We start from the raw sequence: 25,378 nt of genomic DNA on the forward strand, positions 1-25,378 counted from the left end.
AAAAAAAATGACAGGGTTCGGACATTTTGTTGTATGCTTTATTTAATTTTTTCATGCTTTTTTAGATGATTGGTAAAACGTGACAAACTCTGTTGCTCTCTTGAATTCGGAATCTTCGGTCTGGCAGTTGACTCTGGACCGTTTGCGCCTGGAATGTAATGACTATTTCGGCCTGACTATTTTGGATACGGTCTGCTATGAAGGCATTTTTGATGGTGTAGTCCAGCTTTCTGTTCCCGATGAACTTCGTGAGAACTGGGTGAAGGCTCATTATGCCGAAATTATGCGCAAGGCCTTTGCCGAAGTTCTTGGCGATTCCTTCGTTGATTTTACTATTTCTATTTCGGCATCTGCAAAGAATGCGCCCGTGATGGCTACTCCGGCGGCTCCGAAGCTTGTCCCCGTGCATGTGGCTCCTGCCCACCCCAAGAAGCGTGCTCCGCGTCTTAAGCTTTCTTTGTATGCCGGCTATACCTTTGAAAACTTTATTGAAGGCGACTGCAACTTTACCGCTTGCGAAGCTTGCAAGTCTGTTGCCGAAAAACCGGGTGATCCGGCTTTGAATCCGCTTTTTGTGTACGGTAAGTCCGGCCTTGGCAAGACTCATCTTTTGCAGTCGATTGCAGGGCAGATGCTTAAATCGAGCTCGCAGACTCGCGTGGTTTATTGCCATGCTTACGAATTCCTGCGTGATGCTACGGCCATGAGCAAGGCCTTGAAGGCAAAGCTTGGTAATGTCCGCGAATTGGCTGTCGCTTTCCAAGAGAAGTACGAAAACTGCGATATATTGCTCTTGGACGATGTCCAGCTCTTGGAACACGCTTCTGCTACGCAGGAACGCTTGGCTGTTCTCATTAAGCATTTGCGCTCCATGGGCAAGCAGGTGGTGCTTTCTTGCGACAGGCATCCGTCGCAGTTCAGAACAACTGATTCTTGTGTTGCTACCGCCAACGACGGCACTTCGATTCCGCGCATTTCGGCCAAGCTCTTGGCTCCGCTGGAATCTTGCGTGGCCGTGGGCCTCGATGTTCCGGATCTTTCGACCCGCATGAAGTTGATTCAGAAGAAGTCCATGAGCATTCCGTTCGTGGACAAGGACCGCGAAGAAATTTGCAGGTTCCTGTCGCTTCCGCCGCGCGAAAACTTCCGCGTGATCGAAGGCATGCTGAACGGACTTCGCGCCATGAACGAATTCTGCGAAGAAAACTTGGACCTGGGTGCTGTCAAGCGCTTGGTGGCTCCTCCGGGAACGACGGGCGTCGAAGAACTTTCGGTCAAGGGAATTGCCGAAACGGTGGCTATGGAATTCGGAACTGACTTGAATGCGCTTGCAAGCAAGCGTCAAGATGCCGGTGTGGCACTTCCGCGTAAGGTGGCGATGTTCCTTTGCCGCGAATTGACGAATACGTCTCTTGTGAATGTTGGCGAATTCTTTAACAGAGATTACTCTTCTGTTATCGCCGCAATCCGTTCACTTACAAAGCAGATGGATTCTGATGAAGACCTTGCCCGCAAGGTCAAGGATATCCGCTATTTGCTGGAAGCCTAGCAATGATTGCTTTGGTGACGGGTGGCGCAGGCGTCGTAGGGACGGCGCTCTGTCGGGAACTTTTAGCGTGCGGTGTGTGTGTACGTGTGCTTGTGCTCCCGGGCGATACCCAGGCTGGGTTTTTACCCGAGGGGGTGGAGGTCTTTTATGGGGATGTTACGGACGCTGATTCAATTCAAAAGGCGTTCGCTGGCGTAGACTTGGTGTATCACCTTGCCGCCATTCTTCTTTCTACAAAACCGGGAGCGTTTGACCGCATTAATGCGGGCGGCACGCGCAATGTCGTGAATGCGGCAAAGCAGGCGGGTGTCAAGCGCCTAGTCTATGTCTCTAGTATTTCGGTGACGTATCCCGTGCTTACGGAATACGGCAAAAGCAAACTCGCAGGGGAGTCTTACGTCAAGGATTCCGGTTTGCAGTGGACCATTGTTCGCCCAACACTTGTCATCAGTTCGCCTATCGGTTCGGGCGGAATCGAATTCAACATGTTCGTGGCCTACGTAAAGCGCTTTCCGGTGTATTTTATGCCAGGGGGCGGCAAGTGCCTCAAGCGTCCTGTGAAAAGTACGGATTTGGTCAAGGGAATCGCCCTTGCAGGCCTTTCGGAGCATGCAGTCGGTAAAACGTACGCCCTTGCGGGGGAGACTGTGCTTTCGATGGCGGATATGGCCAAGGCTGTCTTGAAACAGGTCGGCAAGCGCCATTGCATGATTCCTTTGCCGTGGTGGATTTCCAAGAAACTCGCTGTTCTTAAAAGCTGGATTGGCGGGCGCCCAGTGACAGCGGAGCAGGCTTTGGCGGGTTTTTTGTATGACGCCGCTCCCGATATCGAAAATGCGAAGGCCGATTTGGGCTATAATCCCGGTTCGCCCTTAAAAATTTGATAAAAAAGCCTTTTTTTATCACAAAAAATCACCAATTATTTACATTGGCTTTTTTTTTGTATATATTCTATGCATAAAAAGAGGTATGTATGAATTTTAAAGCGAAGTCAGCGGTATTCACTTCCGCCATTGCATTGTCCATGATGCTCGCCGCTTGTGGCAGCGACGACAATTCGTCGAACGTGGAACGCGAAGAAGGCAGCTCTTCTAGCGTTCAAGAAACTTCCTCCTCGTCGGTGGAAGAATCGTCTTCTTCCGTGAAGTCGGATTTGCCCAAGGGAATGCGTGCTGCTACCCTGGATGATCTTGAAAAGAATTTAACCCTTGGATCCATGTTTGGAACCGAAGTTTATCTTGCTTCTGGCGCCAAGCAGGGGGTGTTCTCCATTTGGATTCCGGACACAGCATGGATTGCTGTTCGTTCGGACTTTGAAAACGGCGTGATTGAATATGGCCCCGAGAAAGGTTCGTTCATGGGTATCGATGCGGAGGCCGCCGACGAAATGAAGGCTTTCTTTGACAAGACCGGAAAAATGCAGTTTGTTGTGAAGGACGAAAAGAAGCTGCAGGTTTCTATCAATGGTGGTGACTACATCGATGTCGAAAAGGCGAAGGTGCAGATATCCGCGAGCTGGATTTCGGACGGAACCGAACTGCACGGTGTTCAGCTTTCTTGCAAGAACGGCGATACCAAGCAGGTTTATTCGTTCTACAAGGGCCGCTACGTGGTTGAAGAAACGGTCAAGAAGGAAACAACTTGGTCGGCTGGTTACTACGATATCGAACGTAGCCACTTGCTGATGCTTCCGGTGTTCTTCAACGCACCTGTGTTCTCGATGGTTTCTGGCATGGTCAGCACCGACTTCGATATCCGTATGGATACGGGCGATTCTCTGAAGTGCGAAAAGGAAACAATTAAGTATAAGGATATCGATTTTGAAGCAATTGCTGGCGAATGGGTTGCTCCTGAAAATGGTTACGATTGGACGCTCACTCTTAAGAAGTCGGGTGATTATTCTGTCGAAGCCAAGAAGGGTGCCAATACCGAAGACCTCAAGTCCGGCATTTGGGATGTTTACGGTGATGTTCTCTTGCTGAAGAACAAGAAATGCATGCATACGAGCGAATGTGCTTCGGCTGTCAAGGGAACCATCGAAGGCTTTGATGCTAAGAAGGGCTTCACCTTCAATCATGACGACGATGATTCTCCAAAGGTGCCCACGACTTGGACTGTCCCGCAGTACGAATAATTTCGGATAGACTCTTTAAAACAGAAACGCTCCGCCTTAGCGGAGCGTTTTAAATTTTTTAGATAGCTAAAAAATGATTAGCCGTGGTGTTCGGCGTGGTGTTCGCAACCGCAACCGCCCTTGCCGTCGCAGTTTTCCTTGTTGCCATGGCCGCCACATTCGCATTCGTGGTCGCCTTCGCCCTTGCCGCCGCAGCAGCAGTGGTGACCCGGATTCAGTTCGTCTTCGGTGGCTTCGCGTACAGAAACGACTTCGATGGCGAAGTTCAGGTTCTGGCCGGCGAGTTCGTGGTTGGCGTCAATCACTGCCGTCTTTTCAGAAACGGACTTCACGCGGATAGGCATCGGGCCTGCGGGCGTCTGGGCGTAGAACATCATGCCTTCGACAACCTTGTCGACACCCTGGAAAACATCCAGCGGAACTTCCTGCGTCATTTCTTCGTTGTATTCGCCGTATCCTTCAGACGGAATCACCTTGACGTCGAACTTGTCGCCCACTTCGTGGCCGACCATTGCCTTTTCGAGACCCACGACGATCATGTGGGCGCCCTGGATGTACTGGAGCGGTTCGCGGCCTTCGGAGGAGTCGATGACCTTGCCTTCGTCGGAGGTCAGGGTGTAGTGCATCTGGACAACGGTCTTGTCGGCAATCTTCATAGAAAATCCTTTGGTTGATTCGGCGTAGAGCCGTAAGAATGGAAGTGCAAATATAGTAAAAAACTATTGCTTCGAATTCTCGGGCGAAGGAATAAAGCGCACAACATCGGTGCTGCCGTTCTTTTGCGTGAGGGTTGGCGGCAATTTTTTACCGAATCCCTTGAACTTGAGGCGGTCTTCGCGGATACCTTTCTTGACCAGATAATTGTAGATGAATTCGGCGCGTTCGTTAGAGACCTGTTCGGCTCTGTCGGCCGAGACATCGCTTGCAGAACACTGGATTTCCAGGTTCATGGGGTATTGGCGCATGTAGTGCACGATATCGTTTAGCGATGTGTAGCTCGAATTCACAAGCACGGTGTCTTGACTGCCTTTAAAGTGGATATGCTTTGCGAATACGTTGAAGTTGTGCCTCTGGTTTGTCGGACAGCCGGAATTGTCGATAAACATGTTCAGGGCTGTTCCCGGGCATTGGTCAGCCCAGTCTGCAACGCCGTCATGGTCAGAATCGAGCGGGCAGCCGAGACTGTCAATCGGGGCGCCTTCAGGCGAACCCGGGCACTTGTCGTCTTCGTCAAAGACTCCGTCGCCGTCTTGGTCTATACGGCAACCGTGAATATTTACTGTGACGCCTTCGGGCGTTTCTGCGCAGTCGTCTTTTGTGTCGGGCACACCGTCATTGTCTGAATCAAGCGGACAGCCCGATTCGCCAACGGTTTCGCCGAGCATACTGTTGGGGCATTTGTCTATGTCGTCGGGGACTCCGTCTCCGTCAAAGTCGAGGGGGCAACCGTTTTTGTCGATTGAAATTCCTTCGGGCGTGTCGGGGCATTGGTCGACATGGTTGGGAATACCATCGTTATCCTGGTCCAATGGGCAGCCGTCTTTTCCAACGGATTCGCCGCGAGGTGTACTTGGGCATTTGTCGTTATTGTTGTCAATGCCGTCGCCATCGGTGTCGAATGTACATCCCAGAGAGTCTACAGCGAAACCGCTTGGGGTGTTGGGGCAAACGTCATTATAATCAGCAATGCCGTCACCATCTTGATCCAACGGGCAGCCGGTGTAATCCACAAGAATCCCTTCAGGGGTGCCCGGACACAAGTCGACGATGTTCAAGACTCCGTCCTGGTCTTCGTCAACGGGGCAACCACGTGAGTTCACAATTTGTCCGTTAAGCGTGTTCGGGCACATGTCCTTACGGTCGATAACGCCGTCGTTGTCGTTGTCATTCCAGCTAAAGTCAATCACCTTGCTTAATGTGATTGCGATTCCGACTTCGGGCGATCCTGTCATTGTGTAATGCAGGTTTTCTTTGCCCGATTGCAGGTTCACGGAGAGAGCGTCATCGGTGTCAAGTTTATTGAAGTAGTGGAATCCGACATCACCCGAAAGCGTAAGGTAGTATTCGTAAGGCAGGTGTACGCGCAAGCCCGGAGTCAGCCTTAAAGGACCATAAAGAAGGCTGTTTCCTTGCGGGGATTCACGCATGGGTGTTTCGCCCGAAGCTTCGAAAATGGCCGTCACAATTTTCTGGGGGAAGATGTTGAAGCCTGCGCCCCAGAGAATATATTTTTCTTTGTCTCCGAAATCGTTCAGAACGCCGACGTAACTGTTTATGGTCAGAAGGTCTTCGATATCGAAGGAAAGGTGAAGGTTTAAATCTATGGCAAAGTCATCAGCAGTGTAGGCGTAGGCTTTATCGTCGGACTTGATGTACCAACGATGTCTCGGGCGGAATCCTTTTGTCTTGGAACCAGTCGGGAAAAGAAAATCGCTGCTAATGCCTAGATAAAACCATTCGTAGACCGGGATGGAACCTTTTATGGAAAAGCGAAGGTCTCCGAATCCGGCTCCGTCTAGATCTGTTTTGTGGATAGTGCCGTCGTAATGGAACGGTAATGAAAGTCCGAGTTCAAGGTTGTCCAGTACAGAAAAACTAAAAAAGAAGGTCTCGTCGTTCGAAGGAGTATCTTTGCCGAGAGAAACAAATTCTCCGTCGGCATTCGTGTAGCCGCCTTCCATGCTCAAGGGGTTTCCGTCGCTGACCATTTCGAACGAACCCGAAATGTAAAGGAATCCTTGCGGAAGAGTTCTTGCCGAGGGCGCGTGAATGCCGCTAGTCGATTTTACGATTCCCACCTGTGCAAAGGCAGAAACCGCGAGTAGACATAATGCGGCAAAGAGCTTCTTCATAATCCTAGCTATAACATAGAAATTTAATTCGGAATTCGGAATCGGGATTTCTGAATTAGCGGATAAAGAAATTACTATTTGTTATATTTAAGCCCGCAATGAAAGAATCGAACGAAAATCAGGAACTGCCGTCCTGGCATCGCAAGTCTCAAAAGGCCTATCGCATAAACCGAATTATCATTATTTTGCAAATGGTTGCCGCGTTTGTCTTGGCGGGTGTCATTTGGTTCGGAGTGGAACGCGTGACTGGCAATTAGGTGACTGGGATTTCAATGAAAGGTTTCGTTTTTAGCATATTGTCGTTGTTCTTGTTGGTGCTTTCGGGCTGTGCAAGCAAACCTGATACCACGCCGAAGGTGGAACCAATTAATCCGCCTGAAACAGAATCTTTTTCGGAACGCGCGCTTAAAGAAAAAATTTCGGATTCCCTTGCGATTCGTCCCTCGTGGACTTACTACCAGTATGCTTTGCAGGCAATGGATAACCAGGAATGGCTTTTGGCCAGGCATTACTTGGACGAATCCTTGCGTCAGTTGGTTTCTGAAAAATTTGATTCTACCTACAAGAATGTTTCGGCTGCAGAAGATTCTGCATACCATGCCTCGATGCCGATTCGCATTGTGCGTGCGTTAGATGAAGTTTACCCCAATGTGGCTGAACTTGGTGAAAGTGCCGAAAATTTTGTCAGGAACGAAGTCTCTATCGAAGGTGTCGATGCCCTTGATGAAAGTGAAGCCGATAGCGCTGCTTTGCAGGTGATTGAAAGTTTCTTGGATACGCTCGATGTGTCGCAATTTACGCTCCCGGTTCGCTTTAATGAACGCGTGCTGCAAGAAATCTACTACATGACTAATTCGGCTCGCGCTTTTATGTCGGGCTCCTTGAACCGTAAGACTGCTTACGATTCCTTGATTTATGCGCAGTTAGACGCCGCGAAAATGCCTCGCGACTTGATTTATTTGGCCTTGGTGGAATCGGGCTTCAAGCTCAAGGCCTACAGCCGCGCCAAGGCTTCTGGCATGTGGCAGTTCATTCCTGAAACGGGTAAACGTTACGGGCTCGAAGTGGATTACTGGGTCGACATGCGCCGTAATCCGGAACTTGCAACCAAGGCCGCCCTCAAGTACTTGAACCGCCTCCACGATGAATTTGATGACTGGCTTTTGGCGATGGCCGCCTACAACTGCGGCGAGGGCCGCGTGCGTCGCTTGCTTCGCGAAATGCAAGAAGATACAACCCGCGACACAACGATTGCCGTGACTTATTGGGATTTGGAACTCCCGAAAGAAACCATGCGTTATGTGCCGAGAATCTTGGCCGCCATGGTGATTGGACATTATCCGGAACAGTATGAAATGTCTGTTGAACAGACGTACCAGCCGGATTTTGATACGGTGACGGTTTTTGATTCGTTCCCGCTTGAAGAAGTCGCCAAACTTTTGAAGGTGACTGAAGATACTTTGCGTAGCCTGAATATGGAATTGGTAAAGTGGTGTACGCCGCCGAACAAGGAATCGTATTTGTTGCGCTTGCCGGTAGGCACTCGTAGTGCCTTTGTCGAGGGCTACGATAAAATGGAAAAGAACAATTTCTCGAGCTGGCATCACCACAAGGTTCGCAAGGGTGAAAACCTGGGCATTATCGCTCGCCAGTATGGTATCAAAATCTCGGAATTGCAGCAGGCAAACGACATGAAAAATACCCGCATTAGAGCCGGGCAGAGCTTGCTGATTCCGATCAAGGTGACGCCGAAACCGAAAGCCAATCGCGGCAAGAAACCTCAAAAGGTGCGCACCTATATCGTACAGTCCGGTGACGATGTCGCCGCAGTGGCTCGCAAGTTCGGAATTTCTCAAGATTCTGTTCGTGCATGGAATTCCTTGGATGTTGCAGCCGTCGTGAAGGCGGGCGATACTTTGGTCGTTTCTAAACCCGAACCGACACCCCAGGTCGAAAATGAAAGCGCTAAGAATCAGCCGTCTAAAAATCGCCCGAAGCTTGCGAAGGGCGAAAAGTATGCGGTTCGTGAAGGTGATACCTATGCTGCCATCGCTAAGATTTTCGACATTCCGGTCGTGATGCTTATGCAGGCTAACCAAGGCTTTAACAAGCGCTTGATGGTGGGTGATTCCCTGGTTATTCCGGAATACGTGCGCAAGAAGGGCGAAAAGAAACAGGCTAAGTCTGAATCTTCTAAGCCGGCCGCCAAGAAGCCTTCGAACGAAAAGGTTTCCGTTTATATCGTGCAGCAGGGCGATAACCTGAGCTCGATTTCCCGCAAGTTCGGAACGTCTGTTGCAAAGCTTCAGGAACTCAACAACATGGGTTCGAATACGAATTTGAGCGTGGGCCAAAAGCTAAAGGTTGCTGGCGCCCCCGAAGTGGAATACAAGATTCATACCGTCAAGAAAGGCGAGGGCCTTTGGGATATCGCTCGCCAGTACAAGGTGACCATTGAAGACATCGTCAAGTGGAACGATTTGCAGGACACCAAAATCAAGATGGGTCAAAAACTGAAAATCAAGCGCTAGAACAGCGTGATTCCTAAGCTGACATAGGGCTGGAAGAATGTGTCGTAATCCAGCATGAATTCGTCGCCGTCGCGGAATTCTCCAGTCTTGCGTTCGAAATAAGTGTGGAAATATTCGTGATTGTTGCGGAATCCGCCCGACAAGAAGAATCCGTGCCAGGCCATGCGTGCGCCAGCGCCGTAAGCGTAACCGTAAATGGCGGGCGAGGTGAACTTGGTGTCGTCGGCAAAGAAGGTCTTTCCGAATACGGCACCGCCGAATGCATAAAGCTTGAACATGAACTGGTGCTTGTAATTCATGACAATAGGTAGGGCAAAGTCAAAACCGAGTTGGAATAGGGCGGTGTGAATTTCGTGGCGGCCTTCGATGTCGCTTGTGTCGAACGGGGCTTCAAAGAAATCGTCGTATTCTTCAAAGTCTGCGTAGGCAGCTTTCTTATCTTGGGGCTCGTGGCTCACTCCCAGGTACTGGTAGCCCGCCATAAGGTAAATGTCGAACCATTCGGTTAGGGGAAGACTACCCGAAGCTCCGTAAATAAAGGTGTTGTCGAGGGTGATGTTGTGCTTTCGGCCGTTGACTTTGTAGGAGTAGTTCACATTTTTTGCTTTGATGTTGTTGAATTCTATGTAGGGACCGAACGATCCTCGGTCTTCGAATTCCTTGTAGTCGCTGGCGGTGGAGGTTGCCATAGAGGTGTCTATGACAATCCTGTCGGCAAATGTGAGGGAGCAGCAAAGCAAAACCAGGGTAAAAATTTTCTTTCTCATGCCTCAAATATATATATGATTGTTGAAAAGAGAAAAAAGGGGCTGTGGAGGCGTGGGGGATATTTTGGTAAAAAAAAGTTCTAAATCGAGTTTTTTTGTATTTATTCCCCAAAAATTGATTATTTTTTAGACCAAAATTAAGAAAAACCTCATTTGGAGCAGAATTTTATGAAAAAGCAGTTGTTGGCCCTTTGCGCCGCCGCATTGATGGTTTCCGTTACCGGTTGTAACGACAAGATGGATCCGAATGATCCGCAGTCCGTGCGTAAGTACCTGACCAAGCAACAGATTCCCTTTACCCCGAACCAGTTCGTTTCTTATGCAGTGAACGGTGATACTGCCAAGATGACGCTCTTCTTGCAGGCTTCTTTCGAAATTGACGCTCCGGCCGACAACGGCAACAACGCTGTGGCTATCGCTGCCAACAAGGGCAACATGGTGGTGCTCAACTATTTGTTCGAACATGGTGCAAAGGCCGACGTGAAGAACGGCAACGGCGAAGCTGTGCTCGACAACGCCGTGATGATGGGCAACAAGGAAGTGGTGAACCGCCTCTTGACCCAGCTCAAGGCCGAAGGTGCTGAAACCCAGACGCTCGGTACTGCAGTTCTCCTCGCCGCAAAGACTGGCAAGGTCGACATGCTCGAAGTTTTGGCCGAAGCCGGTGCACCGCTCGATTCCCGTAGCGCTGACGGTTACCTCCCGATCCACTGGACCGTGAAGAACGGTAACTACGACGCCATGATGTTCCTCATCAACAAGGGTGTCGATGTGAACGCCAAGTGCGGTCAGGGCTATTCTGTGCTCGACTGGGCTACCAACGAAGGCTATACCCGCCTGATCAAGGCCCTTAAGAAGGCTGGCGCCAAGAATACTCCGCAGTACTTCAAGGATTCCAAGAAGTAATTCTTGAATTTTACGCAAATTTCGCGATTTTCTCGCTTAGAACCGTGGTCTAGTGGCCGCGGTTCTTTGTATTTTTCGCATATGAAATTTCATTTACTGACCAAGATATTCCTTTGCCTGAGCCTTGCGGGCGTTGTTTCGCAGGCGCAGGAAACGGTTGAAAGTGTCCGTCGCCAAATTAAGGCGGTTGAGGCTGAAACGGCTCGCGAAAAATCGCTCCATGAGGCTGAAAAGAAACGCCATGCCGAATTTGTCGAAGTGGGCCGCAAAAAAGTGCAGGCGCTTGCCACACAGAACAAGACCTTGAAGGCCGAAATCGATTCCTTGAAGGCGGAACTCCAGAATTTGGCTAACGTGCGCCAGAAATCCCTGGGCACAGTCAAGTACTTTGAAAACCGTAAGGCCAAGTACGGCGAATCGCTTGCCATGGTAATCGATTCCTTGGTGCCGGTATTTGAATCGGACTTTCCGTACCGCAACGATGAAACTGTCAAGAGCATTCAAGAAATTGCAAACCAGCTCCATAAGGGCTTGATTGAAGCAGACGACGGCTTGAACCGTGCGCTCGAAGTCTTTTACGACCGCATTCGCCTGGGTTACACGACCGAAGTGTACAAAGGATTCTTGCAGGTGGATGCTCGCAATGTTCCGGGTACTTACTTGCGCTATGGTGCTGTCGCCTCGATTTTCGTGAGTAACGATGGCAACGATGTGCTGTGGCTTAGCCGGACGGCCGATGGCGGTTATGCCTGGAAGAACGTGTCCGATGACCTTGCCATGCGCACGGCAATGAAGGATGTGATGAAGGTGGCCGAAGGTAAGACGGCTCCGAGACTTGTCATGATTCCGGTGACGATTCCGAAGGAGGGCAAGTAAATGAAATGTGAAATGTGGAATGTGAGATGTGGAGTGGCTTCTCTCGTTTTGGCGGCCTCTCTTGCAACATTGGCTCCGCTCTCTTACGCTCAGCAGAATGCCGATATCGATGCCGTGAAGCAGCGTGCCGCGTTAAACAGCGCGAAGGCTGATTTGGAAGAAGCTCGCAAAAAGCGTGACATGGCCGTTGCTGCTCGCTGGAAGGACCGCGAAACGGCCAACCAGGAACGCGAACTCTTTAATGAAAAGTATAACGAAAGCAAGGAAAAGGTCGACGCCTTGATGTCGGAACGTGCACGTCTGTTCGAAGATGTGCGCGTTGCTCGCGAAGACTTGGCTCAGGTGAAGCTGCAGGCCGAAAAGGCTCGCGCCGAATACTTGTCGCTGGCTGCTGGCCCTGAACGCTTGGAAACGCTTGCGAAGTTCAGCGAACAGGGAATTCCGTTCAAGATTGCTGAACGTGTCGAAGTGCAGAACAAGGTCAAAAAGGAAATGGGCTTGTACAGGGACGATCCCTTGCGCATTGCTCAAGCAGTTCTGAATGCAGCCAAGAATGAAATGGAATTCTCTCGCGAAGTCCAGGTAGAAAATGCCGAACTTGTTTTCGGAAACGCAGTGGCACAAGGTGGTCGCATGCGCCTGGGCGGACTTTACGCGATGCAGATGGCTAACGCTGTCGATATCAACGGCTTGCATCCGGCTGCTTTGATGCTCCCGGTGGCTGGCGAAAAGAAGCGCGTGTTCAGCTGGCAAGAAAACTTGACTCCCGATACCAAGTCTGAAATCAGCAAGGCTTTTGTCGAATCGAAGGATTCCGCCTACGTGATGGTACCGGTCGATGTACTCTTGAGTACAGAACTTTCGTCTGAAATGGCGAACCACCAGGAAACCACCTGGAAAGACGACTTGAGGGAATTCTTTAAGAACGGTGGTCTTTTGATGTACCCGCTGTCTGTGCTCTTTGCGCTGGGTCTTTTGATTGCCTTGTGGCGCTTTGTGTGGCTCTCTTATAGGGGCTTTGGTTCTATTGCCGCACACCGTGTGATTAAGGCTCTGAAGGCGGGCGATATCGAATCTGCTCGCAAGCTTGCCGTAAAGACTCACGGCGAAGTCGGTCGCGTGCTCAAGACGGTGCTGACCAAGAATTACAAGGACCGCGAAAGTGCAGAACGCGCCCTCGAAGAACTTTTCTCTGCTGAAGTTCCCAAGCTGGATTTTGGTCTGAACTGGATTTCTGTGTTTGCGGCTGTGGCTCCGTTGCTTGGCCTTTTGGGTACGGTGATGGGAATGATTGAACTTTTCGACGTGATTACCATGCACGGTACCTCTGACCCGAAACTTTTGGCAGGCGGTATTTCGATTGCTCTTGTCACGACGGAAACGGGTTTGATTGTTGCCATTCCGTTGCAGCTGATTCACACGTTCCTGGTGAACCGTTCTGAAGCCTTGCGCGGTCGCATGGAAAAGGCCGGTCTTGCCGTGTTGAATGCTCTTTGGATTAAGGAAAAGTAGTGCCTGCAGTAGACCAAAATTCCGTACTTGAAGCGGCAATGGCCATTCTCTTTAGAGGTGGCTGGGTGCTTGCCCCGATCTTTGTGTTGGGGTGGTTCGGTTGGTTTTTAATGCTCGAACGCTACGCCTACTACTTTATGCTTCGCGGCGGTACCGTGAACGGCGTGGTGGGTGGATTCTGGAAGAATCTCGAAAAGAAGGGCGAAGATTTCGCTTTTGAAAAACTTTCGCACCACCGGTTCGGATATTTCTATGCGCTTGCCCGTGATGTCCGCAATTATCGCGACCAAGGGCCTACTGCGGTCCGCAACGCCATGGAAGAAACGCGCCACCGTATATCGCTCAATTTGTCTAGATCGCTCAAGACGATTTCGACATGCGCCGCTCTTTCTCCGATGCTTGGCTTGTTGGGTACGGTTTCGGGCATGGTTCACACATTTGAAAACATTAAGCTTTTCGGTTTCGGAAACCCGGTGCTTTTTGCCGATGGTATTTCTGAAGCTTTGCTCACGACGCAGGCGGGACTTTTGATGTCGTTCCCGCTGATGCTTGCCTATAACTTCTTGGCAGGCCGTGTCGAAAAAATCGAGGAACTGGCCTGGAGCGAAGCGCTCAAGTACGAAAGCTACGTTTTTAAAGAAGGAAAGTTTGAGGTCAAATAATGAGTTTTATTCGTAAAAGAGTTCATGATACAGGAAAGATTGACGTGTCGCCGATGCTCGACTGCGTCTTTATCCTGCTTATCTTCTTTATTGTGACGTCGACTTTCACGCGCGAAACGGGCGTTGACGTTACCAAGCCCAAGGCCAGTTCTGCAAAGGATTTGGCCAAGGAAAGCATTTTGATTGGCGTGACTCGCCAGGGTACGATTCACATTAACGAAACCCAGGTGAATCTGACGACTTTGAATACGGTGCTCCGCCAGATGATGGCTGAAGCGCCTGACCGCCCGGTGATTATCGTGAGCGATCGCGATGCCCCTAACGGTGTCGTTGTCGATATTCTCGATGAATGCAACCTCGCCAAGGTCCGCAAAGTTTCTATCTCGGCGAATAAGGAAGAATAGCCCCGTTTTTTATGCTTGATTTTGTTGGAAAATATCTCCGTTACCCGATTGCACTAGTGCTCTCCTTTGTGTTGAGCGCGGTGTTTTTCCTTGCGATTCCGGTGATTAATGCATTGATGTCTGATAAGGGCGTTAAAGGGCAAAAGGAATTGGAGGCCGTGACCGAGGTGGAAGTCCTGGTGAGTGAAAAGAAACCGGAAGTCAAGCAGAAGGTGATTCGCACAATTGTGAACCCGAATCCGTTCAAGATTACCTCGAACATGGGGGTGTCTCGCAGTCAGAATTTCCAGATGGATTTGTCGCTTGCCCGCGGTGCTGCTGGCGATGGCGTGGCTGTTGGTACGGGCTCCATGGAAAACGTGGTGTACGAAGCGGGCGAAGTGGACGAACAGGCCCAAGTTTTGCGTGAAATCCAGCCCAAGTTCCCCGAAAAGGCTAAGCGCATGGGCGTTTCGGGTTACGTAAAAGTCTTGATTGTGATTGATGTGAATGGCGATGTGGCGCAGGCTCAGGTGTTGACGCAGGATCCTGCCGGCTATGGATTTGATAACGAAGCCTTGAAGGCTGTAAGACAGTGGAAGTTTAGCCCGGCGCAGTTGGGCGGATTCCCCGTGGCACAGAAGGCCACAAAGGAGTTCCGCTTTGTTAATTGATTTTAATTACAAATTGTTTTTCTTTTTTAAAAAGATGACAAAGGTTTTATGCGGGCGGGGCCCCAGCTCGGAGTTGCGAAGGCCGCACGGGCCCCTCCCTGCACCCTCCCCATCCTTGGCCGACGCTAATTCTGACAAAAAAAGTTATCTGCGGACAAAAAAATCTTTTTTTGTTAGTGTATTATTGTTTGCTGTTTCTGTTGAAAGTGCTTTTGCCGCTGAAGACTATTTCTTCAAGGCAAATGAGTTGTATGACCAGGGCAAGTTTAAGGAAGCGGTGCCGCTGTATCGTGCTGCGATTGATGATGGCCGCTATGAACCGTTTGCTTGGTTCAACTTGGGCAATGCTATGGTGCAACTTGACCGCAAGCAGGTGGCCATGGTCGCTTACAAGCGTACGGTAGAACTTTTGCCGACGTTTGAAAAGGCCTGGATGCTCCTTGGCGACCTTTACTACTTGGGCAATGATGTGGGTGAAGCCATTGCGGCTTACAATCGCGCCATTGAACTCGGCGTGGAATCGGATCATGTGCATTTTGCGCTGGCGGAATGCTACTTGAAGGGTCGAGACTGGACGCTTGCACAGAAGAACTTTGAACGCGCTTTGCAGCTGAACCCGGACCGTATGGATGCTTGGTATGGCCTTGCTGAAGTCTACGAAAAATTGGGCGACTACGAATACGCCATCAAGACGCTTCAGAATGCTTTGCAGATGACAGCTACCGCGGGCGCCGATGTTCATTTTACGATGGCTTATTACTACCGCAGCATGGATTCTGCGAGACAATCCTTGAACGAAATGGAAAATGGAATCTTGATGGATCCGGAAAATGTTTCGGCTCGCCGCTACTTGGCGCAAATGTATGTGCAGAACAATTCTCCGTGGATGGCCATTTTTACGCTTGAAGAAGGACTTCGCCACAATAAGGGTAAGGCGGATTTGAACCTGGATTTGGGACAGATTTACTTTACCCAGAAACGCTATGACGAAGCGTTCGATTGCTACATGAAGGCTTGGCTTGCGGGCAATTCGCAAGGGCGTATCGGTGCTGAAAATGTAGGCCACGTATTCTCGAATGCGGGTGATACCGAAAAAGCCGAAAGCCTGTACAAGCGCATTCGCGAGAAAAAGTAGATTCTTCGTGGTGTAGCGCTTGCTTTTACTCGTTGTCATATATGCGGCCTTTATTGGCCTAGGGCTTCCTGATACGGTGCTTGGGGCGGCATGGCCCGTGATGCAGCATGACCTGAATGCGCCTCTTTCGGCAGCAGGGCTTTTGTCGATTATCGTCAGTGTGGGAACGATTGTTTCGAGTTTGTGGACGCCGGCACTTTTGCGCCTGATGGGAACGGGTAAGCTTGTCTTTGTGAGTATTGCGCTTACGGCGGTGGCTTCGTTTGGTTACGGATTTTCGACGACATTTTGGATGATGAGCCTGTTTGCGGTTCCCATGGGAATCGGGGCGGGTGCAATCGATGTCGCGATGAACAACTTTGCGGCCATTTACTTGGAATCGAAACACACGAGTTGGCTGCATGCCAGTTGGGGCGTGGGCGCATGCCTTGGTCCAGCTCTGTTTTCTATCTCGGTGGTGACGGGTGTCGGTTGGCGTGGAGCCTACGACATAGTCGCCTTGTTGCTTGCGGTGATTGCCGCGATGATGCTTATAACGCTCCCGATTTGGAAAAAGACGGAAAAACGCGATGCTTTGCAGCAGGCGCCTGCGGTAAAGGATATCTCGCTGTGGGCGGCGCTCAAGGTGCCTGGAATGAAACTTTCTTTCTGGGTGTTCTTCTTTTATTCGTCGCTTGAAATTTCCACAAGTCTTTGGTGCGGTACTTATTTGGTGGCTCGCGGTTTTGAACCTGAAATCGGGGCGATTGCGGTTTCGCTCATGTTTGCTTCTGTCATGATTGGCCGCATTTTGAGTGGCTTTTTTGCTATTAAGTTTACGGATATGCGCTTGGTGCATGCGGGTATTGCCATCGTGGTGCTAGGCTGTCTTGTTCTGGTATTGCCTTTGCCGCTCTGGTTTACGCCGGTGTGTATTTGTCTGCTTGGGCTCGGTTGTGCTCCGGTGTATCCGTCACTTATTCATGCGACCCCAGCACGATTTGGTGAAGAACTTTCGGGCCGCGCCATCAGTATTCAAATGGCTGGCTCTTATGTGGGGTCCATTCTGATGCCGCCAGCGTTTGGACTTGTTGCTATCAAGACATCTGTAATTGTGTGGCCGGTGGCGTTAGCGTTGTTTGTGGGTTGTCTTTTGCTGTGTGTATGCTTGCTCGATTATGTGACTCGCAAAAAGTTACATAATGCTTTCGCGACCGAGCGAATCAAGGACATTTTGCACCAAGTCGAGAAAATGGCGGAACTGCGCCGAAGGCTCCGTAAGGAACGTCGTCGGGAACGCCGGAAAAACAAGCTGAAACAAGCGCGAATCAAACGAAAGCTGGACCGCCATTAAATAGGGTGCGGCGTCTTTTTCTACATTTGGTTTCATGGCAAAGAAGAAAAAGGTATGGAAATCTCCTGCCATGGCACAGGCCATGCGCAGCAAAGAAGACAAACTCCGTGAAACGCTTACGCAGATTGTGAGCGGACAGAGCAGACTTTTACACCGCCCCGAAGATTTGTACGAGGCGATTGCAAACGGCATTGACGATATCGAAAACTTCAAGAATCCGAAAGACCAGCTGGAACTTTTAGCTTGGACTTTGCGTGCAGACTTTATTTCGTTCAAGGCCGATACCGACGAAGAAAAGGAATACTGGGACAACCTCTTTTACGATGCGGGAACGTTTTTTGTGGAACTGGCATCGCAGTATACCGACAAGGATTATGTCGCAGACTTGATTCATGACCTCGCCATGCGCCATGTGGGTGGTGAAGGCCGCTCGGTGGTGTTCCTGAGTGTCGAAGAAATTTTGCCCAAGGAACGCGCGCAGGCCTTGCTCGAAGAATTGATCAACAAGGTCACCGAAGTCGACCAGGGCAACCGCGAAGATATTCTGGATGCCATTTGCGATATGGCTGATTCTATCAAGGATGCGGCGAACTTTGCGAAGGCTGCACTCCTGAAGGATCCGGATAAGAGCAATGCAACGCTTATCGATATCGCCAACGCCCAGTTTATGGCAGGGAACATTGAACTTGCCAAGCAGTGGCTCGGCGATGTTCGCAACCCCGGCTCCGAAGACGAAGAAGCGTATCTGGATTTGCAGGCCGCCATTGCCGACAAGGAAGGTCGCAAGTCCGATTGCATCAAGATTGCCCGTACCTTGTATGAGACTTTCCCGAAGGTGATGAACCTCGGGCGTTTGGCCGCCTTCTTGCCCGATGCTGAGGCCGACCGCGTGCTCAAGGAACATGAACAGTTCCGTAACGGCAATACGGCGAATCTGGAATTTATGCAGTTGCTCGCCGGCATGAAGCGTTACAACCAGCTTTCGGGCTACGTGGACCGCTTTGAAAAGGACTTGACGACGCTCGATGCCGAAGAACTGACCGAGTTTGCAGACGCCGTTGAAAAGGACGGCCAGAAGGCTCTTGCCGACCACATTCGCGACTGGATTGTGGAAGAACCGGAAGACGCACAAGCCTTTGATGACAAGGATTAAGTCTGATGGCGAATTTTGGTCATGTTTACTTGATTGGTGCAGGTCCTGGCGATCCGGGACTCTTGACGATTCGCGGAAAAGAAATTCTGGAATGCGCCGACGTGGTGGTGTACGACCGCCTGGTTTCTCCGGCGATTCTTGGAATGTGCAATTCAAAGGCGAAGATGGTCGATGTGGGCAAAATGCCGACGCACCACAAGGTGAAACAGTCTGAAATCAACAAACTCTTGGTGCAATTTGCGCAGGAATACCCGCAGGGCATTATTGCTCGCTTGAAGGGTGGTGATCCGTTCGTGTTCGGGCGTGGTGGCGAAGAAGCTTTGGAACTGGTGGCGGCTGGCGTTGAATTTGATGTGGTTCCGGGCATTACTTCGGCCATTTCGGTGCCAGCTTATGCGGGCATTCCCGTAAGCCATCGCGGCATTGCAACAAGTTTCCACATTATCACGGGCCACGAAAAGGCTGAATCGAATGGCGAACTTTCGCTGGACTTTGAAAATCTCGCGAAGTGCCAGGGTACACTCATTTTCTTGATGGGCATTGCCAACATGGACTTTATCGCCAAGCGCCTTGTGGAATGCGGCAAGGACCCGAAAACTCCGCTTGCTTTTATCGAAAAGGGAACCACGCCGTACCAGCGCACGGTCGTGGCGACGCTTGAAACAGCGGGGGAGACGATTGTTCGCGAAAATGTGACAGCTCCCGCGATTACGATTATGGGCGGTGTCGTTGAACTGGGCAAGACGCTCGCTTGGAAAAAGAATTTGCCGCTTTCGGGCAAACGCCTGGTGGTGACTCGCGCCGCCAAGCAGGCCAGCGGAATTACAGCCCGCCTTACGGCCCTCGGTGCCGAAGTCATCGAGACTCCGATGATTGAAACGCGCGCGGTTGAAGGCTCGTTCAATTGGGCTGACCTCGCGAATTTCGACATTCTCGCTTTCACAAGCACGAACGGTGTTGAATCTTTCTTTACGCAGTTGCTTGCTTCTGGCAATGACATTCGCATTCTAGCTGGCAAGAAAATTGCAAGTGTGGGGAAGATTACCGAAAAGAAATTGCTGGAATATGGCATTCGCTGCGATTACGTGCCCGAAGACCATACCGGTGAAGGCCTTGGAAAACTGCTGCGAGATGTGGTTGATAAAGGCGAATTGGACGCATCCCGCATCTTGTTGCTTCAAGGCAATCTCGCTGATGACACCCTGTTGAAACTTTTACCGCAGGCTGTGCGCTGGGTCGTTTACGAAACGCTCCCGGTGGCTGAACTCCCTGAATGGAAGCGTGAAGCGGTTGAATCTGCCGATGCCATCGTCTTTGCCAGCACCAGTGCCGTCGAGAATTACGTTAAACTCATGCCCCAAAGCACCGACGGTGCGACCTCATACCCCGTACCTCACACCTCTTTTTGCATCGGTCGTATGACGGAATCTGCAGCCCGCAAGCATGGTTTTGAAACCGTTACCTCCGACGAAACCACCATGGATTCCCTCGTCAAGAAAATCGCGGAATATTACGCAGGGGAGCGCGCATAATGAAGGCAATTCTGATTATCGCGCATCACTGCATTTTGCCGGGGGCTTACAAGGGCTTCGAAGAAATCATGGATAAATTGCACCATGATTTGCCCGGCACGCGCGTGGCAAGTACGAGCCTGTTGGATTTGGAAAATGACTTGCGTACGCTCTTGCGCGAAGATGTGGAATCGGTGACGCTTTTGCCGTACTTGTTGCTGAATGGTCAGCATACCAAGAACGATGTGCCCAAGGTCGTGGCACACCTGCAGGCTGAATTCCCTCAGATTCCGATTACGCTTTTGCCTTGCCTCGGCGACTGGAAAGAATTTGCCGATATGGTGGTTGCTGGAGTCCGTAGCGCGCAAATAGACGAGAGAACGCCCGCTGATGCGGGCTACAGACGAAAGACGAAAGAAAATGAGTCTTGTCAGAATAATCTCTCGTCTCCCGCCTCTCGTCTCTCGTCTAAGCCAAACCTCTTCTCCATCGAACTGAATCTCGAAGGCAAGAATGTTCTGGTGGTAGGCGGTGGCCGCATTGCCCTTCGCAAGGTCAAAACGCTTTTGCCCACGGGGGCCCGCATTACCGTAGTCGCCCCGCAGTTCGACCCGGAATTCGCAACATTGTCGTCCGTAACCTTGATTAATCGCCCATATGAGCAGCTCGACCTTCGCGGAATCTTTATGGTCTTTATTTGCACCGACCAGCCCGCGGTCAATGCTCAAGTGTCTAACGATGCTCACGCCCGCCGTATTCTGGTGAATAATGCCTGCGACTACCTCGATGGCGACTTTATTGTGCCTGCCCGCATGGATTTTGGCGAAAATATCGCCGTTACGGTTTCTACGCAGGGCCGTGCCCCCTCGCTCGCCAAGAAACTTAAACAGAAAATCCAGACCGAATGGGCCGAAGGCCTTGAACAGATTGAGCGGGATTTTTTGTTATAATTTAAAACGGAGGTGAAAATATGATTATCCGTCCTCGTCGTTTACGCAAGAATGTAACTATCCGCAACATGGTGGCCGAAACCGCCGTGAATCCCGATGCTCTCGTATACCCGATGTTCGTGGTCGAGGGGGAGAATGTCAAGGAAGAAATTCCTTCGATGCCGGGACAGTATCGTTTTTCGATTGACGCTATTCTGACTGAACTTGAAGAATGCGTTAAACTTGGAATCAAGTCGATTTTGTTGTTCGGTATTCCTAGCTTTAAAGATGAATTGGCTTCGTCTGCTTATGACGATGATGGCATTGTGCAGCGTGCGGTTCGCTCAATTAAGGCGCATTTTCCGGACTTGTACGTGATTACGGATGTTTGCCTTTGTGAATACATGAGCCATGGTCACTGCGGAATTGTCAAAGAAGACGGCGATGTCGATAACGACCCGACACTTGAACTTTTGGCAAAGACAGCGCTTTCGCATGCTGAAGCCGGTGCCGACATGGTTGCCCCCTCTGACATGATGGATGGCCGTGTGGCTGCAATTCGTGAAAAACTGGATGAAAATGGTTTCACGAATTTGCCGATTATGGCGTACAGTGCCAAGTTTGCAAGTGCTTATTATGGCCCGTTCCGCGATGCCGCTGATTCTGCTCCGCATTTTGGTGACCGCAAGAGTTACCAGATGGATGTTCGCAATGGTCGCGAAGCCCTGCACGAAGTGGAACTTGATTTGGAAGAAGGAGCCGATATCGTGATGGTTAAGCCTGGGCTTGCCTTCCTCGATATTTTGCGTGAAACGGCTGAAATGAGCAATGTGCCAGTGGCCGTTTACAACGTGAGTGGCGAGTATTCCATGGTGAAGGCGGCGGCCCAAAATGGTTGGATCAATGAAGATGCGATTATCCGTGAAAACTTGATTGCTTTCAAGCGTGCCGGTGCCGATATCATCATTACTTACCATGCCAAAGAAGCCCTTGAAAAGGGCCTTTTGAAATAGAATTTGTTCTAACTTATTGCTAAACAATAGTTTAGATAAATTTTTTCAAAAAAGTGCAATTATGATATAAATCACACTTTTAAGTGTGATTTTGTAATTTGTTTAATTTTTATTAACTTTGTATAAAAATGGTATTATATTTGTAGTGTCGTTTTAGATAAAACGCACATAAATAAAAATGGAGAATAAAATGAAAAAGTTGATGCTCGCTGCCGCTTTCGGCGCTGCTGCTATCCTCACCGCTTGTGGCGATGATTCCTCTTCTAACGCTTCTGGTTCTTCCAAGACTCAGCTCGACGGCAAGTCTGTTGTTTCTTGCGACGTGGTTAGGACCATTGCTGGTATTGAAAGCCATTCTTGCCATGCTATCGCCGCTGATGACGCTGGCGTTGACGCTTTCTTGGCCAAGTGCGGCGCAAATAACGAATTCGACACGGCTGTTTATACTCCGGGTCAGGGTTGCACGGGTGCTGTGCTTGCTTGCGATACGCAGGAAGGCGGCCAGGTGGAATACTTCTACGATGACGCTTCCGCTCATTTCGGTTGCGAAGGCGTTGGCCCGCACAACTTCTAATATCTATTGAGCATTAGGTATTTTTTTACGGAAGGTCCGGCCCTCGGGTCGGATTTTCTATTTTTGGTGGCATGAATCATTCTTTGAGTGAAAAACTTTTTGCCGAAGCCAAGAACTTAATGCCGGGTGGCGTGAATAGCCCGGTGCGTGCCTATAGCAATGTGGGGGCAACGCCTCCGTTTATCAAGCGTGCTAAGGGTAGCCACATTTATGATGTTGATGGTAACGATTACATCGACTACGTGGGCAGTTGGGGCCCGATGCTTTTGGGACATGCTCATGAAGCCGTGATTAAGGCGGTGGCCGATACGGCCCAGAATGGCCTTAGCTTTGGTGCACCCTGCGGACTGGAATCGGAACTTGCGAAGCTCGTGATGGAGCTTGTGCCGAGTGTCGAGATGATTCGCATGGTGAACAGCGGCACCGAAGCCACCATGAGTGCGATTCGTGCGGCGCGTGGTTTCACGGGCCGCGACAAGATTGTCAAGTTTGAAGGTTGTTACCACGGCCATAGCGATAGCTTGCTGATTAAGGCGGGCTCGGGGATGCTTACCACCGGTAAGCCGAGCAGCAAAGGTGTGCCGGCGGATTTGGCTAAGTATACGCTGACGCTGCAATACAATGACGTGGCCGGCGTCCATGAGTTATTCGATAAGATTGGCGACGAGATTGCAGGCGTCATTGTAGAACCCGTGGCCGGGAATATGGGCGTGGTGCCCGCGAAGCCGGAATTTTTGCAGGCGCTTTCCGAAGAAACCAAGAAGCATGGCGCGCTCTTGATTGTGGATGAAGTCATGACGGGTTTCCGCGTCGGAATTCACTGCGCTCAGGGCTTGTACGGAATTAAGCCGGATCTTACGACTTTCGGTAAGATTATCGGCGGTGGCATGCCGGTGGGCGCTTATGGCGGCCGCTTGGATGTGATGCAGCAGATTGCGCCTCTCGGTGGAATTTACCAGGCGGGTACGTTGTCGGGTAATCCGGTGGCGATGGCGGCAGGCCTTGCCACGATGCGCGAATTGAATTCGCACCCTGAATATTATGTTCGTGCCGAAAATAGCACTAAGAAGTTGATTGCAGGCCTTGAAGAGGCTGCAAAGTTGGCCGGAATTCCGCTGGCCACGAACCAGGTGGGTTCCATGGGTTGTATCTTCTTTACCGAAGGTCCCGTCACCTGCTTTGTCGATGTGCAAAAGTCCAACTTGGATTTGTTCCGCCGCTACTTCCTTGGAATGCTCGACGAAGGCATTTACCTTGCCCCGAGCCAGTTTGAGGCGATTTTCGTGAGTGCGGCTCATACCGACGATGATATCGACCGTACCATTGAAGCTGCCCGCAAGGTTTTCAAGTCGCTGTAATTTCTATTTTTGGGCTCTGAAAAATTGAGGTTCTGAATGATTGTATCTTGGATGACCACCAACAAGTGTAACTTGACCTGCAAGCACTGCTACCAGGACGCAGGCGAGAACAAGGCTGCCGAACTCACGACCGCCGAGGCCATGAAGCTGATTGACGAAATCGCGAGGGCGGGGTTCAAGATTATGATCTTTAGCGGTGGCGAGCCCATGACCCGCCCAGACATTGTGGAGCTTGTCGCGCACGCCTCGAGCAAGGGACTTCGCCCGGTTTTTGGTACCAACGGTACGCTCATTACCCATGATTTGGCTTTTAAGCTGAAGGCTGCCGGTGCTATGGCTATGGGTATCAGCATTGACAGTATCGATCATGACCGTCACAATGATTTTCGCGGCCTTCCGAATGCCTTCGAACTCACGATGATGGGTATCGAAAACTGCAAGGCTGCAGGCCTCCCGTTCCAGATTCATACGACGATTATGGACTGGAACCAGAACGAAATTTTCGACATTATGGACTGGGTCAAAGAAATTGGTGCCGTAAACCACCAGATTTTCTTCTTGATTCCCGTGGGTCGCGGCAAGGAAATTGAAGGTCACGCTCTCCGCGTTGCTGAATACGAAGGTCTGCTCCGCAAGATTATGGAAAAGAGCCGCACCCTCGGCATCCCGGTGAAGCCCACTTGCGCTCCGCAGTTCCTGCGCATTGCTGACCAGCTCGATATCAAGACGCGTTACAGCCGTGGTTGCCTCGCTGGCTTGGATTACTGCATCGTAAGCCCGATAGGTAAGGTGCGCCCCTGCGCCTACATGATGGAAGAAGCGGGCGATGTACACGACACGCCTTTCGATGAAATTTGGGCGAATGCCGAAGTGTTCAAGAAGCTCCGCACCAAGGCCTATGCCGGAGCCTGCGGCAAGTGCAAGTTCAACGACCGCTGTGGCGGTTGCCGCGCCCGTGCTGCCTACTATCACGACGGCGACTACATGCAAGAAGACTCGTATTGCGCTTACGGGAGAGGCCTGTGAGTTTCACCGCCGACGATGAAAAATATATGCGCATGGCGCTTCGCGAGGCCGAAAAAGCCTTTGACGAAGGGGAAATCCCTATCGGTTGCGTCATCGTAAAAGATGGCGCTGTCATTGGTAAGGGCCATAACCAGATTGAAATGCTCAAGGATGCCACAGCCCATGCCGAAATCTTGTCGATTGGAACGGCTGCAAGTGCCCTCGACAATTGGCGCCTGGAAGGTTGTACTTTATATGTAACGCTAGAGCCTTGTCCGATGTGCGCAGGAGCTATTTTGAACAGCCGAATCAGCCGTGTGGTCTATGGTTCTCCGGATACCCGTTTTGGCGGCTGCGGCACGACAATTGACGTCATTACGAATAACGCGCTCAAACGCGAAGTCGAAGTGGTTGGGGGACTCCTTGCCGACGAATGTTTGGGCATTTTGAAGGCTTTTTTCCAAAAGATGCGGCTACAAAAAGGTGATAGCGGCAACAAGGGAATTAGTTAATACTATATT

General features: G+C 50.6%; 24 protein-coding genes. 21 read left to right on the plus strand and 3 right to left on the minus strand.

Going from position 1 to position 25,378, the window contains the following annotated elements:
• Positions 1 to 79: 79 nt before the first annotated feature.
• From QOL41_RS07140 to QOL41_RS07150, 3 genes are all read left to right on the plus strand, one after another.
• Complete coding sequence (locus QOL41_RS07140; protein ID WP_283429204.1) at positions 80 to 1,549, plus strand: DnaA ATPase domain-containing protein; 1,470 nt, start codon at positions 80 to 82, stop codon at positions 1,547 to 1,549.
• 2 nt (positions 1,550 to 1,551) lie between these two features.
• Positions 1,552 to 2,433, plus strand: a complete 882-nt coding sequence (locus tag QOL41_RS07145) for an NAD-dependent epimerase/dehydratase family protein (protein WP_283429205.1) — start codon at positions 1,552 to 1,554, stop codon at positions 2,431 to 2,433.
• An 89-nt stretch (positions 2,434 to 2,522) separates the two neighbouring features.
• On the plus strand, positions 2,523 to 3,683 hold the full coding sequence (locus tag QOL41_RS07150) for a hypothetical protein (RefSeq protein WP_283429206.1): 1,161 nt from the start codon (positions 2,523 to 2,525) through the stop codon (positions 3,681 to 3,683).
• A gap of 77 nt (positions 3,684 to 3,760) precedes the next feature.
• Here the strand turns inward: QOL41_RS07150 and QOL41_RS07155 are convergent, their stop codons facing one another.
• Positions 3,761 to 4,339: an FKBP-type peptidyl-prolyl cis-trans isomerase gene (locus QOL41_RS07155; protein WP_283429207.1), complete on the minus strand. Its 579-nt coding sequence runs from the start codon at positions 4,337 to 4,339 to the stop codon at positions 3,761 to 3,763.
• Between the two features lie 63 nt (positions 4,340 to 4,402).
• Positions 4,403 to 6,535 (minus strand): OmpA family protein, encoded by a 2,133-nt coding sequence (locus tag QOL41_RS07160; RefSeq protein ID WP_283429208.1) that lies wholly within the window; start codon positions 6,533 to 6,535, stop codon positions 4,403 to 4,405.
• 98 nt (positions 6,536 to 6,633) lie between these two features.
• Here QOL41_RS07160 and QOL41_RS07165 point away from each other — a divergent pair, with 98 nt between their 5' ends.
• Positions 6,634 to 6,792, plus strand: a complete 159-nt coding sequence (locus tag QOL41_RS07165) for a hypothetical protein (RefSeq protein ID WP_173652606.1) — start codon at positions 6,634 to 6,636, stop codon at positions 6,790 to 6,792.
• A 15-nt stretch (positions 6,793 to 6,807) separates the two neighbouring features.
• A complete protein-coding gene (locus tag QOL41_RS07170; protein WP_283429209.1) occupies positions 6,808 to 9,066 on the plus strand; it encodes a LysM peptidoglycan-binding domain-containing protein in 2,259 nt (752 codons plus the stop codon).
• On the opposite strand, the gene QOL41_RS07175 is transcribed toward QOL41_RS07170, so the two are convergent.
• Positions 9,063 to 9,833, minus strand: a complete 771-nt coding sequence (locus QOL41_RS07175) for a hypothetical protein (protein ID WP_173652608.1) — start codon at positions 9,831 to 9,833, stop codon at positions 9,063 to 9,065. The two genes, QOL41_RS07170 and QOL41_RS07175, sit on opposite strands and share 4 nt — an antisense overlap.
• Positions 9,834 to 10,001: 168 nt before the next feature.
• On the opposite strand from QOL41_RS07175, the gene QOL41_RS07180 reads away from it, so the two are divergent.
• The 16 genes from QOL41_RS07180 to tadA all read left to right on the plus strand — a co-directional run bounded on the left by QOL41_RS07180 (position 10,002) and on the right by tadA (position 25,369).
• Positions 10,002 to 10,739: an ankyrin repeat domain-containing protein gene (locus QOL41_RS07180; protein ID WP_072799154.1), complete on the plus strand. Its 738-nt coding sequence runs from the start codon at positions 10,002 to 10,004 to the stop codon at positions 10,737 to 10,739.
• An 81-nt stretch (positions 10,740 to 10,820) separates the two neighbouring features.
• Positions 10,821 to 11,615 carry a DUF3450 family protein gene (locus tag QOL41_RS07185; RefSeq protein ID WP_283429210.1) on the plus strand — a complete coding sequence of 265 codons (795 nt, stop codon included), beginning with the start codon at positions 10,821 to 10,823 and terminating at the stop codon, positions 11,613 to 11,615.
• Positions 11,616 to 13,127, plus strand: a complete 1,512-nt coding sequence (locus QOL41_RS07190; RefSeq protein ID WP_173652610.1) for a MotA/TolQ/ExbB proton channel family protein — start codon at positions 11,616 to 11,618, stop codon at positions 13,125 to 13,127.
• On the plus strand, positions 13,127 to 13,789 hold the full coding sequence (locus tag QOL41_RS07195) for a MotA/TolQ/ExbB proton channel family protein (protein ID WP_283429211.1): 663 nt from the start codon (positions 13,127 to 13,129) through the stop codon (positions 13,787 to 13,789). The genes QOL41_RS07190 and QOL41_RS07195 overlap by 1 nt, the downstream gene beginning before the upstream one ends.
• A complete protein-coding gene (locus QOL41_RS07200; RefSeq protein ID WP_173652611.1) occupies positions 13,789 to 14,193 on the plus strand; it encodes an ExbD/TolR family protein in 405 nt (134 codons plus the stop codon). The genes QOL41_RS07195 and QOL41_RS07200 overlap by 1 nt, the downstream gene beginning before the upstream one ends.
• 11 nt (positions 14,194 to 14,204) lie before the next feature.
• Positions 14,205 to 14,846 (plus strand): energy transducer TonB, encoded by a 642-nt coding sequence (locus QOL41_RS07205; protein WP_173652612.1) that lies wholly within the window; start codon positions 14,205 to 14,207, stop codon positions 14,844 to 14,846.
• 184 nt (positions 14,847 to 15,030) lie between these two features.
• The gene (locus tag QOL41_RS07210) at positions 15,031 to 15,981 is read left to right on the plus strand and encodes a tetratricopeptide repeat protein (RefSeq protein WP_283429212.1); all 951 of its coding nucleotides are present in this window, start codon (positions 15,031 to 15,033) and stop codon (positions 15,979 to 15,981) included.
• Between the two features lie 19 nt (positions 15,982 to 16,000).
• Positions 16,001 to 17,314, plus strand: a complete 1,314-nt coding sequence (locus QOL41_RS07215) for an MFS transporter (RefSeq protein ID WP_283429213.1) — start codon at positions 16,001 to 16,003, stop codon at positions 17,312 to 17,314.
• A gap of 34 nt (positions 17,315 to 17,348) precedes the next feature.
• A complete protein-coding gene (locus QOL41_RS07220; RefSeq protein WP_283429214.1) occupies positions 17,349 to 18,467 on the plus strand; it encodes a hypothetical protein in 1,119 nt (372 codons plus the stop codon).
• 5 nt (positions 18,468 to 18,472) lie between these two features.
• Positions 18,473 to 19,999 carry a uroporphyrinogen-III C-methyltransferase gene (gene cobA, locus QOL41_RS07225; protein WP_283429215.1) on the plus strand — a complete coding sequence of 509 codons (1,527 nt, stop codon included), beginning with the start codon at positions 18,473 to 18,475 and terminating at the stop codon, positions 19,997 to 19,999.
• The gene (locus QOL41_RS07230) at positions 19,999 to 20,928 is read left to right on the plus strand and encodes an NAD(P)-dependent oxidoreductase (protein ID WP_283429216.1); all 930 of its coding nucleotides are present in this window, start codon (positions 19,999 to 20,001) and stop codon (positions 20,926 to 20,928) included. The genes cobA and QOL41_RS07230 overlap by 1 nt, the downstream gene beginning before the upstream one ends.
• A gap of 20 nt (positions 20,929 to 20,948) precedes the next feature.
• Positions 20,949 to 21,920, plus strand: coding sequence for a porphobilinogen synthase (gene hemB / locus QOL41_RS07235; protein ID WP_283429217.1), 972 nt, complete (start codon positions 20,949 to 20,951; stop codon positions 21,918 to 21,920).
• A 190-nt stretch (positions 21,921 to 22,110) separates the two neighbouring features.
• Entirely contained in the window at positions 22,111 to 22,494 is a 384-nt protein-coding gene (locus QOL41_RS07240) for a hypothetical protein (RefSeq protein ID WP_283429218.1), read from the plus strand.
• Positions 22,495 to 22,565: 71 nt separating this feature from the next.
• Positions 22,566 to 23,852 (plus strand): glutamate-1-semialdehyde 2,1-aminomutase, encoded by a 1,287-nt coding sequence (gene hemL / locus QOL41_RS07245; RefSeq protein WP_283429219.1) that lies wholly within the window; start codon positions 22,566 to 22,568, stop codon positions 23,850 to 23,852.
• A gap of 36 nt (positions 23,853 to 23,888) precedes the next feature.
• Positions 23,889 to 24,878 carry a putative heme d1 biosynthesis radical SAM protein NirJ2 gene (gene nirJ2, locus QOL41_RS07250; protein WP_283429220.1) on the plus strand — a complete coding sequence of 330 codons (990 nt, stop codon included), beginning with the start codon at positions 23,889 to 23,891 and terminating at the stop codon, positions 24,876 to 24,878.
• Positions 24,875 to 25,369, plus strand: coding sequence for a tRNA adenosine(34) deaminase TadA (tadA, locus tag QOL41_RS07255; protein WP_283429221.1), 495 nt, complete (start codon positions 24,875 to 24,877; stop codon positions 25,367 to 25,369). Before nirJ2 ends, tadA begins: the two co-directional genes overlap by 4 nt.
• Positions 25,370 to 25,378 lie beyond the last annotated feature (9 nt).

This window comes from Fibrobacter sp. UWB10, from assembly GCF_900182935.1.
Classification (GTDB): Bacteria; Fibrobacterota; Fibrobacteria; order Fibrobacterales; family Fibrobacteraceae; genus Fibrobacter; species Fibrobacter succinogenes_O.

Bases quoted from the DNA above. Each gene is read 5' to 3' on its own strand.
- QOL41_RS07145 (WP_283429205.1), top strand. From the start codon at position 1,552: ATGATTGCTTTGGTGACGGGTGGCGCAGGCGTCGTAGGGACGGCGCTC.
- QOL41_RS07150 (WP_283429206.1), top strand. From the start codon at position 2,523: ATGAATTTTAAAGCGAAGTCAGCGGTATTCACTTCCGCCATTGCATTG.
- QOL41_RS07155 (WP_283429207.1), bottom strand. From the start codon at position 4,339: ATGAAGATTGCCGACAAGACCGTTGTCCAGATGCACTACACCCTGACC.
- QOL41_RS07160 (WP_283429208.1), bottom strand. From the start codon at position 6,535: ATGAAGAAGCTCTTTGCCGCATTATGTCTACTCGCGGTTTCTGCCTTT.
- QOL41_RS07165 (WP_173652606.1), top strand. From the start codon at position 6,634: ATGAAAGAATCGAACGAAAATCAGGAACTGCCGTCCTGGCATCGCAAG.
- QOL41_RS07170 (WP_283429209.1), top strand. From the start codon at position 6,808: ATGAAAGGTTTCGTTTTTAGCATATTGTCGTTGTTCTTGTTGGTGCTT.
- QOL41_RS07175 (WP_173652608.1), bottom strand. From the start codon at position 9,833: ATGAGAAAGAAAATTTTTACCCTGGTTTTGCTTTGCTGCTCCCTCACA.
- QOL41_RS07180 (WP_072799154.1), top strand. From the start codon at position 10,002: ATGAAAAAGCAGTTGTTGGCCCTTTGCGCCGCCGCATTGATGGTTTCC.
- QOL41_RS07185 (WP_283429210.1), top strand. From the start codon at position 10,821: ATGAAATTTCATTTACTGACCAAGATATTCCTTTGCCTGAGCCTTGCG.
- QOL41_RS07190 (WP_173652610.1), top strand. From the start codon at position 11,616: ATGAAATGTGAAATGTGGAATGTGAGATGTGGAGTGGCTTCTCTCGTT.
- QOL41_RS07200 (WP_173652611.1), top strand. From the start codon at position 13,789: ATGAGTTTTATTCGTAAAAGAGTTCATGATACAGGAAAGATTGACGTG.
- QOL41_RS07205 (WP_173652612.1), top strand. From the start codon at position 14,205: ATGCTTGATTTTGTTGGAAAATATCTCCGTTACCCGATTGCACTAGTG.
- QOL41_RS07220 (WP_283429214.1), top strand. From the start codon at position 17,349: ATGGCAAAGAAGAAAAAGGTATGGAAATCTCCTGCCATGGCACAGGCC.
- cobA (WP_283429215.1), top strand. From the start codon at position 18,473: ATGGCGAATTTTGGTCATGTTTACTTGATTGGTGCAGGTCCTGGCGAT.
- QOL41_RS07230 (WP_283429216.1), top strand. From the start codon at position 19,999: ATGAAGGCAATTCTGATTATCGCGCATCACTGCATTTTGCCGGGGGCT.
- hemB (WP_283429217.1), top strand. From the start codon at position 20,949: ATGATTATCCGTCCTCGTCGTTTACGCAAGAATGTAACTATCCGCAAC.
- QOL41_RS07240 (WP_283429218.1), top strand. From the start codon at position 22,111: ATGAAAAAGTTGATGCTCGCTGCCGCTTTCGGCGCTGCTGCTATCCTC.
- hemL (WP_283429219.1), top strand. From the start codon at position 22,566: ATGAATCATTCTTTGAGTGAAAAACTTTTTGCCGAAGCCAAGAACTTA.
- nirJ2 (WP_283429220.1), top strand. From the start codon at position 23,889: ATGATTGTATCTTGGATGACCACCAACAAGTGTAACTTGACCTGCAAG.